Origin of the sequence: Veillonella sp. CAG:933, from assembly GCF_000431435.1 — a bacterium.
Taxonomy (GTDB): Bacteria; Bacillota; Negativicutes; order Veillonellales; family Veillonellaceae; genus Veillonella_A.
This window is the reverse complement of sequence record NZ_HF986222.1, coordinates 1,055-9,248: the sequence shown is the minus strand read 5'-3', so window position 1 is coordinate 9,248 and position 8,194 is coordinate 1,055. Positions and strand designations below refer to the sequence as shown.

Genomic DNA, 8,194 nt, shown 5'->3' with positions numbered 1-8,194 from the left:
CTCTGGCTAATACTGTCGGCTGCTCCTGCCCCACAGTTAAAAAGCAATCTGCCAGTTCCTCGATATTTTCAAGCGTTGTATGCGTATTCTCTTCTGCCTCCTTAACCTCGTAAGGGCTTAAATAAATCTCTTTGTATTCTGTCGTGCCTGCTGCCCCCGCCTTGCTCTTCGCGTTCAAAATGTCATTTATCCCGAATTTTGCCATATCTCTTTACCTCGCTTTCCCTGTGTACTCTGTAACAAATTTCTTGTAATCCTGTGCAGCTCCGCAGCACGGGCTGTATTCGTAAATCGGTTTGAAAGTAAATGTGCTCTCCGCAACTTTCTTTGAATATCTGATTGTTGCCAGCACGTTTATATTTTCCTGCTGCTGCATCCATTCGCGCCCGGCTGCCTCTCCGTCTGTATTCTGGTAAGACGTAACCAGAACGCCTTTTAATTTCAAATCCGGGTTAAATTGCTTTGCGTCCTCGATCTGCTCCCGCAGGATATCCAGCCCCTCCAGCGCCCACTCGTCAATCTTTACAGGTACTATTATCTCGTCTGTGATCTCCAGCGCATTTATGACGTTCAGCGCAATGTCTGGCGGGTTATCAATGATGCAATAATCATATTTTCCCCATACCGCGCAACTCCCGTAAAACTCTATTTCCGCCTCTGCCAGCCTTTTATATCTTCCTGTCTGCATTTCCTCTGCGCAGGCTGTGAGCTGCCATGTAGCTCCCAGCAGAGCCATATTAGCGGTTATGATGTCAATACCCTTGTAGTCCGTGCACTGTATCAGTTCGTCCGCCTGCTGCCAGTCTCCCGACAATAACCGCGCTGCCGGGCTGTATGTATCTGCATCATATCTGCTATATGCCTTGCTTAAATTTCCCTGTTTATCGTTGTCGATCAACAGGACGTTATAACCTCTCCTGTGCAGCTCATATGCCATATTCACTGCCGTAAATGTTTTTCCTACTCCGCCCTTTAAGTTTAATATGCTTATCGTTTTCATGTTTTACCTCGCTTTCTCTTATTCCTCTGCCTCCATCTTGTGCAATTCTGCTATTACCGCGTCTATCTCTGTTTTTAGCAGATATGTTTCTATGAGCTTCGCCGCCTCCTGCCAGCCGTAGCATACCGCTGTATAATATCCCTCCTCCTGCAAGAACTTGAGCCAGCGCTTCTGGTTCTGTGTCGGCTTATTCTTCCCGGCTTTCAGCTCTATGTAAAGCCCGTGGTATCCGTCTCTCGGCACAGGTAACACGATATCCGGCACGCCTGCTTTTACTCCCTGCCGTTTCAGTGCTACGGCTGTTGCTTTGTCTCGTTTCCCTCCGTTCGGCACATGGAACATGTATTCAAGCTCCGGCATATGCCATAGCTGATACTGTGCCCACTCAAAAAGCGCCTCTTGATGCCCGCTTTCATCATCCAGTCTAAAATTTCTCACGCCTCTGCCTCTCTTTCTGTTTCAGCTCAACATACTTGTAAATTCTGTACAGCAGTCCGTCTTTTCTTTTGTCCTGTGCTACCCGCATTGTCAGTATTTCTATTGTCTCTTCGTTTGTTGCTGTCTTTCCTGTCATGGTATCCCATTTGCAGATATCGTAATACTCGCACCACAAGCAGCAGTGCTTACAGTCCTTTCCCGGCTGGAATATCCAGTATTTCAGCCGATCTAAAACCGCTCCTATCATTCGCTCCCCTCCTGTTCGTCCTCTTCTCTCCTTGCCTGCATCAACGCCGTTAAAACTACTCCCGCAATCTCCCCGGCAATAAATGCCGCTATTGCTATAACTACCGTCTGCATCTTTTTCTTTCCTCCGATCATTCCAGTTTCACAAGCGTATACCGCAGATATCCGTATCCGTAGTATTCCGGGCTATGCTGTCCGCTACTTACGCTGTCCTTGTCCACGTAATACCCTTTAATGGCTTTTGGCTCTGCCTTAAAATATTCCCGGTTGCTTATGATCTTTATTTCTGGTTCTGGTCTTACAAGGTTCTTGCTGCAATTCCAACGCTTTCCCTGTAATGCTCCGTCCTCTTTCGTCCTGTGCTTATCCGTGTACTTGATGAAATAGCTTGCCAGCTTTGCGTAGTTCCCACTATCATCTAACGGGAATACTTTTACTCTGTTGTGCCCCTCATACGCCTTATACCAGCATTGCTGTAATATCTTTGTATCAATCTGATTGATAACTAAGTGGTGGTGTCTTGCCCCTTTCTCCCCGATCTCCATAACGTGTATGTATTTCAGCTCTTGCCCGGCTTTCTTGTATTCCTTGCGTAGCTCCCTCAAAAATACGTTTATGTCCTGCCGCATCTGCTCCCTGCTCCGTGGCTCTTCTCCCTTTACCCGTATATAGTCTAGTACAACGTGGTAATCTCCGTAGCCATAGTTCGCGTTCATCAGTATGCGCAGCTTTCTTTCAGCCTGCCGGGTATTCACTTTCTTTTGTTCCTCTTTGGTGGGCTTAACCTTATCCCCTCTCTTTATCCCCTGCTTTTTATACCTACTCGTAAAATACCGCTCTACCTCTATTGTCTTTCCTGCCCGTGTAGTCCTCTCAATGTACGGCATACCCTTGTACTCCTTTATGTTCCTGTCGTAAAGTTAATACTTTTATCAAGTGTAAAAACAGGCGCTTTGCCCGTAGATCACTTGACTATCAGCCATACATTGCTTATACTCTTTTATAGGTAAGAAAGCTGTATAGCTTTGCCCCTGCGGTATTCCCGTACCGTAGGGGCTTTCTTTTTATTTCCTCTGAATTTCTGTAACAAACGCTTTCATAATATCTGCGCAGGTCTGCATATGATCTTTTTCGATACGCTTTATTACATACTCTTCTATTTTTCTATACCTCAGATAAAGCGCCAGCTTGTCCGCGTTTACTACGTCTATTCCTGATGCATCCGCCAGCGCAATCTCCCGGCTCATTCCTGCGCTTATGCCGTACTTTATCCCGGCTATGACAAAATCGCAGCCTTTTAGAATTTCCATCCCGGCAGTTATACCTACTTCCCTTTCCTCTTTTTTATCGTCATTAAGGCACTGCGTTATGTATAAATGCGGCGTAATCGGCGCAACGCCTGCCAGCAGCGCCCGCCTTGTGATCTCCTGCGCATACTCTATATTTCTGTCAAGCTCTGCTTCTGTCCTCGCCCTATATGGGCTACATATGTACGCTTTTAACATTTCTTCCCTTTTCCTCCGTCTCTTCCATATATAAGCCGTGAGTGCATGAAATGAGGCTTTCCGCTGCCTCTTTTGCACTTATCTGTGCATTGCCAATTTCCCAGCCTCTTAAGCTGCCCTCTTTTCTTGTTGCTGAAATGGTGGTACGGATATCCTGTAAGCGAAACGGAAACCGCCTCTACTGTCTTTTGCTCTGCATTCCAGCCGATCACTCCAAACTTTGACCGATCAACGCCCACAAAATCTATACCCGCCTCATTTAACTGTTGCTCTGCTCTCCTGTAATACTCTTCCTTTTCCTCTTCGCTCCAGTTAAATTTCACTGCTCTTCCCTTTCCGGCTGCCACCATACCTCTATCTGTTCTGCTGAAACTTCCCGGCTTATCTTTATCTCTTCTGTTTCGCTGTCGCTGTCTGTATATCTTCTCTTGATATACTCCCGGCTCTGCAATCTTCCTTTCAGTTTAACCACTGTGCCTCTGCTATACTGTGCCATTTCCTCTGCGGCAGCCTGCCAGCAGATACACGGTATATATGCGCCGCCTCCGTCCAGCTCGTTATCTACCCTTATCATGAGATCAGTAATTTTCTTTCCTCTCGGTGTCTCACGCACGGCAGGAATATTCATAATCTCGCCAGTGATCGCTATTTCATTCTGGTACAGCGGATGCTCTACAAGTGAGGCAAATTCAGCTAATATAAATACTGTGGTTTCTCCTGTTTCATTATTCCGCACTTTCTGCACTTTCCCGGCAATAAGTAATTTATCTCCCGGCTGTGCCTCCTGCATCTCTTCTGCGTCTTTCGGCTCTATCGCCGTCTCTGGTATCGCGGCTATTACTTCGTCCTCAATCCCGCTTATGCGCGGTATTGTCAACTTTGCAATATATGCCGCTCCGATCTCGTGCCCGTATAACTCTGTACTCTTTTGTAAATCTGTGATCTCTCCGGCAATTCCTGCCATGTTGTCTCTGTTCATTTTGTCTGATCTCCTTTCAATTATTGCGGGGGAAATATCCCCCGTTCCCCCTTTACTGCTGCGCAGCGTTAGGCATGATACAAGAAAGACCGGGCGCAACGTACCAGCACGCACTGCCAGCGGTGTTGCTCAAGTGCACGTAAGCACCGCAATTCAGCCCGTAGTCGCAGTCGCCGCCCACAAGAGGCGCAGAGACAATAGTAGGATTGATATAACCGTAATCACACGTATATGTGGAACTGCTGCCGCCAAATGTTTTAAAGAAACGTCCGGCTTTTGTCATTACGGTATCTTTCACGTATCCGCTTGCAGATGCCTTAATTCCTAAATCAGCATAATCAAAGACGGTTTCAAATCCTGCACCCGTAAAGTTTCCATCTCCATAGGGCTGTACTTTCACAACGCCTTTATCACAGATCATGTGGCAAATTCTTTCCCACTGATCTCCCCACATAGCCTCTGTGTGAAATACCTTTACCTGCTGATTATTCGTGTTGTATCCGAAAAACTGCCCCTTGTCGTTGAGCGTTCCGGCGGTTAAAATTCCGTAATGCTGTGCAGCGTCATTTACATAGCCGTTCATGTTCCCGTTGCCATATGCGCCCTGTAAATCCTCTGACTTTGCCATGATCTTAAGCAGGCATATAATATAGTTCCATTCCCACCAGCTTGTATGTTCCCATGCCTCGCCGTTCGCCTTAATGTATGTGCGTTCCTGCGTTGCGTTCTTGCTGTACATTGACTGCTGCCCGCTGATTGATCTTGCTACATTATTCAGCAGCGCGGGCTTGTAAATCCTGCGGTAAAATCCCTCTCTGATAACTCCGTCCGGCGCTGTCCTGTGATATGCGTTATATCCATCATCATATTTTATATTGCTCCAGATGATATACTCGTCTGTCTCCGTCTCGTACTGGCAGAGCCATCCGCCTTTAAATGCTGCCATAGCGTTCCCGGCGTAATCTGCGTTTACCACATCACTTTCCGCGCCGTCCTCTTTCTTTGTGTAGTCCTCCTGCATCAGTTTATAATCTTCTGTGCCGTCAGCTTTTACCATGCAGGGATAATTATTTTCCGGTGCTGCAAAAGCCCTGCCCTGCCAGCTCCCATACTCAAATACTCCTGTATCAAAGTTCATTCTTGCTGGCTGCAAGTCCTTTGCATCATGTATGTAAGTTACCCTCTCGTCCGGGTTCTTCTCTTTCTTGCTGATCTTGATACCGTATCTCACTGCTCCTAAAATGTTTTCCATGTTCTCTACCTCTCTTTCAGATATAAATTGTGTAATATGTGCTCATTGTCAGATCGCTAAAGCTGTACTGCGGATATTTGCCCGGTTCAAGCGGCTGTATCAGCCCCAGCTCCTGCCATTTCTTATGCTTAATGTCCTGCACTGCCGCAAAGTGCTTTACTTCTGCGTTCCATGTCTCCGGGCTTATATGCTCCGGGCTTGCTTTCAGCTCTCCCAGCCATCCTATGTATAAATCGTCTTTGCTTCTTTCGTATTTGTTGCCTCTTCCTTTTGTAATTCGCACCAGCTCAATGCTGCTTAATACGTCTGTAAGCTCTTTAACCGTCATATCTCCGCCCGTTCCTCCCGCTACTTTTCCGGCATTTCATATACTCGCGGTATCTCGAAAGCCCCTGGCTGCACATTCATTCCGCCTCTTATCAATGCAGCGCCTCCCTGTACCATGAGATATTTTCCGCATACTTCCTGCAATTCATCCAGTACCTCAATGCAGCGTTCCTTACTTTCGTATTCTGCAATTTTCTCTAAGCATCCATCTGCAATGTAGATTGCGTGGTGCTTTTCAGCCTTGTTTCCCCGTTTGTGTTCCATCTCTTCGCTGTACTGTAAGCTGTTAAATGATATTCCGAAACAATACAACTTTTCTCTGTCCTGACTTCTTATAAATACGTTACTCATGTTTTGCCTCTTTCTACTTTTCCACTATTTTCATTTCTCTGCCTAAAACTCCCACTTCTGCGCCGCCTACTTTAATAAAGTAAATTATCCCGCCTCCGTATCCGCGCCCTTTTCTTTCCTCTGTCCGCGTAACTTCGTAAACCTCCCCTACTTTCGGCTTAATCGCTGTTGGTATCTCTTCTGTTATTTTGATTTTCATAATGCTTTTTCCTCCTTATATTCCGGCTCTCCGTGCTGGTACTCTCCCACAAGCCAGCCGTAAAGCTCTATTGTAATCTGGTTTCCGTCCGTTCCATCATTGATGATTTTTATATCCCCGTAAAATCCATATACAGCGCCGTCACTTGTGTATACTGTTACGCTGCCCTCTGTTTCCCTCTCGGGGATCTCGATTATAAGCGGCTCTGGCTCTTTCAGCTCTTCTGCCTGCTGCCCCGCTGCACAGCTATATATAGTCAGCGCAATTATGAGCAGAACTGTTATAATCACAGTCCACTTGAAAATCTTTGTTATCCTCTCATTTTCTTTACTGTATTTGCTCATTCTCTGTCCTCCCTGCTTTGCGTTTCTCCCAAAAGTATCTTTCTGAATAGGCTTTCAAAAATTGGCACAGGTATGCTGTTTCCTGCCTGCTTATATAACGCCATCTTATAACGCCCGTTTCTCTTTTGAACTGCTGCCGCCGCCTTATAGTCCTCGTCTGTATATCCTTGTAGCCTCCAGCACTCTAATTCTGTCAGATACCTATAACGCCCTTTCCCCATATCAATTACCTGTGCTGGCGTTCTGTCCTGCCTTGTCGTAATTGTGTAAGCATAATCTTTTATGATCGTTGTTCGCTTTATTCCCTTTTCTCCGATCACATTTAATACGCTCGGCTGTGTTACGTCATATACTGGTGGCGCATCTTCCAGCAGAAAATCTTTTATATTGCGCATAGGCGTTTTAATCAAATCGTCAAATATAAACTTCTCTTTTCCGAAAACCGATACTGTAAACACCCTCTGCCTTGCCTGTGGTAATCCAAAATCCCTAGCATCCAGCAGCTCATAATTGCTCGTATATCCCAGCCTCTCCATTTCGGAAATGTATCTATTGAAATTCGCCCGCATATGCCTGCTTGTTACGTTCTTCACGTTTTCCCAAATAACATAGCATGGTTTCCATTCCCCCATTTGCTCAATAATGTGTATTGTTTCCCACATTAGGCTGCTTCGTGTCTCACTCCCCTCGTCCGCTCCTTTTTGGTGTCCTGCTATGCTGAAATCTTGGCATGGGCTGCCGTGGATTAAAATATCTGGTTTTAAGTTCCATCCAACAACGCTCTGTGTTTTATACGGCAGTTCATCCGCAAACATGGCATTGTATGAGCGTACTGCTTTTTCGTCTATTTCTACATAGTCAATGGCTTTTACGGGTATCCCGATATTTCTAAGTGCGCAACGTGGGCTGCCTATCCCTCCGAAAAGCTCTAATATCTGTATCATCTTCTTAAGGTTTTCCTTTCTTTCGTACTCCAGTAATACTCATTTATAATCCACATTCTCTTACTTACTATCAATGTCAGCCCCAGCGGTACTGTTATGACCGCTATTGTCGCGTCTCTCATAAATGCGCATACGACAATGGTTAATATTAGAAGTGCAATACCGTAAATCCTCTGCTGTATAAAATAGTTTTTCCTGCGCTCCCGCTCTCTCTGTCTCCGGCACTTTTCTCTTTCCTGCTGCCTGCGGCGCATCTGCGCATATTCATAACCTTTTCTGTACTCTTCTCCGTGTATTACTGTCTCTGTATAAATCACTGCTGCTGTCCTCATGTTCCGCCTCTCTTTCGTGTCGGCGGCGCTCTTATCCTCTGCATAGCTGCCGCCCTCCTGTTCTGGCTTTCGTATACCGTGTTGCAGCTTTTCGCCTTAAAAAACTGCTCAAAACCTGTTGACCATCCACATACTCTCTAGCTGGTGTGCCCGCTGCGATTTTTTCACGGTATCCAGATTGCAGCTTTTCGCCTGCTGCTTTCCGTTACAGGTTGCCACCCTGTCAATGCGCCCGACCGTAATCGAAACGGTATCTTGCGCTTATATGCGTGTGCTC

15 protein-coding genes and 1 tRNA gene (1 of these 16 only partly in view) are annotated in these 8,194 nt (G+C 46.1%); all 16 read right to left on the bottom strand.

Going from position 1 to position 8,194, the window contains the following annotated elements:
- A partial coding sequence (locus QZL64_RS10760; RefSeq protein ID WP_296309567.1) for a hypothetical protein occupies window positions 1-205 on the bottom strand: 205 nt, incomplete at its 3' end.
- A 6-nt stretch (window positions 206-211) separates the two neighbouring features.
- Complete coding sequence (locus tag QZL64_RS10755) at window positions 212-1,000, bottom strand: ParA family protein (protein WP_021841990.1); 789 nt, start codon at window positions 998-1,000, stop codon at window positions 212-214.
- 18 nt (window positions 1,001-1,018) lie between these two features.
- On the bottom strand, window positions 1,019-1,438 hold the full coding sequence (locus tag QZL64_RS10750; RefSeq protein WP_021841989.1) for a VRR-NUC domain-containing protein: 420 nt from the start codon (window positions 1,436-1,438) through the stop codon (window positions 1,019-1,021).
- Complete coding sequence (locus tag QZL64_RS10745) at window positions 1,425-1,685, bottom strand: hypothetical protein (RefSeq protein WP_021841988.1); 261 nt, start codon at window positions 1,683-1,685, stop codon at window positions 1,425-1,427. The genes QZL64_RS10750 and QZL64_RS10745 overlap by 14 nt, the downstream gene beginning before the upstream one ends.
- Before the next feature lie 130 nt (window positions 1,686-1,815).
- Window positions 1,816-2,571: a rolling circle replication-associated protein gene (locus QZL64_RS10740; RefSeq protein ID WP_021841986.1), complete on the bottom strand. Its 756-nt coding sequence runs from the start codon at window positions 2,569-2,571 to the stop codon at window positions 1,816-1,818.
- Window positions 2,572-2,748: 177 nt separating this feature from the next.
- The gene (locus QZL64_RS10735; RefSeq protein WP_021841985.1) at window positions 2,749-3,189 is read right to left on the bottom strand and encodes a DUF7768 domain-containing protein; all 441 of its coding nucleotides are present in this window, start codon (window positions 3,187-3,189) and stop codon (window positions 2,749-2,751) included.
- Window positions 3,183-3,512, bottom strand: coding sequence for a hypothetical protein (locus QZL64_RS10730; RefSeq protein ID WP_296309563.1), 330 nt, complete (start codon window positions 3,510-3,512; stop codon window positions 3,183-3,185). Before QZL64_RS10730 ends, QZL64_RS10735 begins: the two co-directional genes overlap by 7 nt.
- Entirely contained in the window at window positions 3,509-4,168 is a 660-nt protein-coding gene (locus QZL64_RS10725; protein WP_021841984.1) for a single-stranded DNA-binding protein, read from the bottom strand. The genes QZL64_RS10730 and QZL64_RS10725 overlap by 4 nt, the downstream gene beginning before the upstream one ends.
- A gap of 52 nt (window positions 4,169-4,220) precedes the next feature.
- Window positions 4,221-5,420, bottom strand: a complete 1,200-nt coding sequence (locus QZL64_RS10720; RefSeq protein WP_021841983.1) for a hypothetical protein — start codon at window positions 5,418-5,420, stop codon at window positions 4,221-4,223.
- A 16-nt stretch (window positions 5,421-5,436) separates the two neighbouring features.
- Window positions 5,437-5,748 (bottom strand): hypothetical protein, encoded by a 312-nt coding sequence (locus QZL64_RS10715; protein ID WP_021841982.1) that lies wholly within the window; start codon window positions 5,746-5,748, stop codon window positions 5,437-5,439.
- 20 nt (window positions 5,749-5,768) lie between these two features.
- The gene (locus QZL64_RS10710) at window positions 5,769-6,098 is read right to left on the bottom strand and encodes a hypothetical protein (protein WP_021841981.1); all 330 of its coding nucleotides are present in this window, start codon (window positions 6,096-6,098) and stop codon (window positions 5,769-5,771) included.
- A gap of 13 nt (window positions 6,099-6,111) precedes the next feature.
- Window positions 6,112-6,297 carry a hypothetical protein gene (locus tag QZL64_RS10705; protein ID WP_021841980.1) on the bottom strand — a complete coding sequence of 62 codons (186 nt, stop codon included), beginning with the start codon at window positions 6,295-6,297 and terminating at the stop codon, window positions 6,112-6,114.
- Window positions 6,294-6,641, bottom strand: a complete 348-nt coding sequence (locus tag QZL64_RS10700; RefSeq protein WP_021841979.1) for a hypothetical protein — start codon at window positions 6,639-6,641, stop codon at window positions 6,294-6,296. Before QZL64_RS10700 ends, QZL64_RS10705 begins: the two co-directional genes overlap by 4 nt.
- Window positions 6,638-7,585: a DNA cytosine methyltransferase gene (locus QZL64_RS10695; RefSeq protein WP_021841978.1), complete on the bottom strand. Its 948-nt coding sequence runs from the start codon at window positions 7,583-7,585 to the stop codon at window positions 6,638-6,640. The genes QZL64_RS10700 and QZL64_RS10695 overlap by 4 nt, the downstream gene beginning before the upstream one ends.
- Window positions 7,582-7,917, bottom strand: coding sequence for a hypothetical protein (locus QZL64_RS10690; RefSeq protein ID WP_021841977.1), 336 nt, complete (start codon window positions 7,915-7,917; stop codon window positions 7,582-7,584). Before QZL64_RS10690 ends, QZL64_RS10695 begins: the two co-directional genes overlap by 4 nt.
- Window positions 7,918-8,144: 227 nt before the next feature.
- Window positions 8,145-8,194: transfer RNA gene (locus QZL64_RS10685), tRNA-OTHER, on the bottom strand; it runs 49 nt beyond the window's last position.

Excerpts from the sequence above, each read along its gene's own strand:
- QZL64_RS10755 (WP_021841990.1), bottom strand. The coding sequence starts at position 1,000 with ATGAAAACGATAAGCATATTAAACTTAAAGGGCGGAGTAGGAAAAACA.
- QZL64_RS10745 (WP_021841988.1), bottom strand. The coding sequence starts at position 1,685 with ATGATAGGAGCGGTTTTAGATCGGCTGAAATACTGGATATTCCAGCCG.
- QZL64_RS10740 (WP_021841986.1), bottom strand. The coding sequence starts at position 2,571 with ATGCCGTACATTGAGAGGACTACACGGGCAGGAAAGACAATAGAGGTA.
- QZL64_RS10735 (WP_021841985.1), bottom strand. The coding sequence starts at position 3,189 with ATGTTAAAAGCGTACATATGTAGCCCATATAGGGCGAGGACAGAAGCA.
- QZL64_RS10725 (WP_021841984.1), bottom strand. The coding sequence starts at position 4,168 with ATGAACAGAGACAACATGGCAGGAATTGCCGGAGAGATCACAGATTTA.
- QZL64_RS10720 (WP_021841983.1), bottom strand. The coding sequence starts at position 5,420 with ATGGAAAACATTTTAGGAGCAGTGAGATACGGTATCAAGATCAGCAAG.
- QZL64_RS10715 (WP_021841982.1), bottom strand. The coding sequence starts at position 5,748 with ATGACGGTTAAAGAGCTTACAGACGTATTAAGCAGCATTGAGCTGGTG.
- QZL64_RS10710 (WP_021841981.1), bottom strand. The coding sequence starts at position 6,098 with ATGAGTAACGTATTTATAAGAAGTCAGGACAGAGAAAAGTTGTATTGT.
- QZL64_RS10705 (WP_021841980.1), bottom strand. The coding sequence starts at position 6,297 with ATGAAAATCAAAATAACAGAAGAGATACCAACAGCGATTAAGCCGAAA.
- QZL64_RS10700 (WP_021841979.1), bottom strand. The coding sequence starts at position 6,641 with ATGAGCAAATACAGTAAAGAAAATGAGAGGATAACAAAGATTTTCAAG.
- QZL64_RS10695 (WP_021841978.1), bottom strand. The coding sequence starts at position 7,585 with ATGATACAGATATTAGAGCTTTTCGGAGGGATAGGCAGCCCACGTTGC.
- QZL64_RS10690 (WP_021841977.1), bottom strand. The coding sequence starts at position 7,917 with ATGAGGACAGCAGCAGTGATTTATACAGAGACAGTAATACACGGAGAA.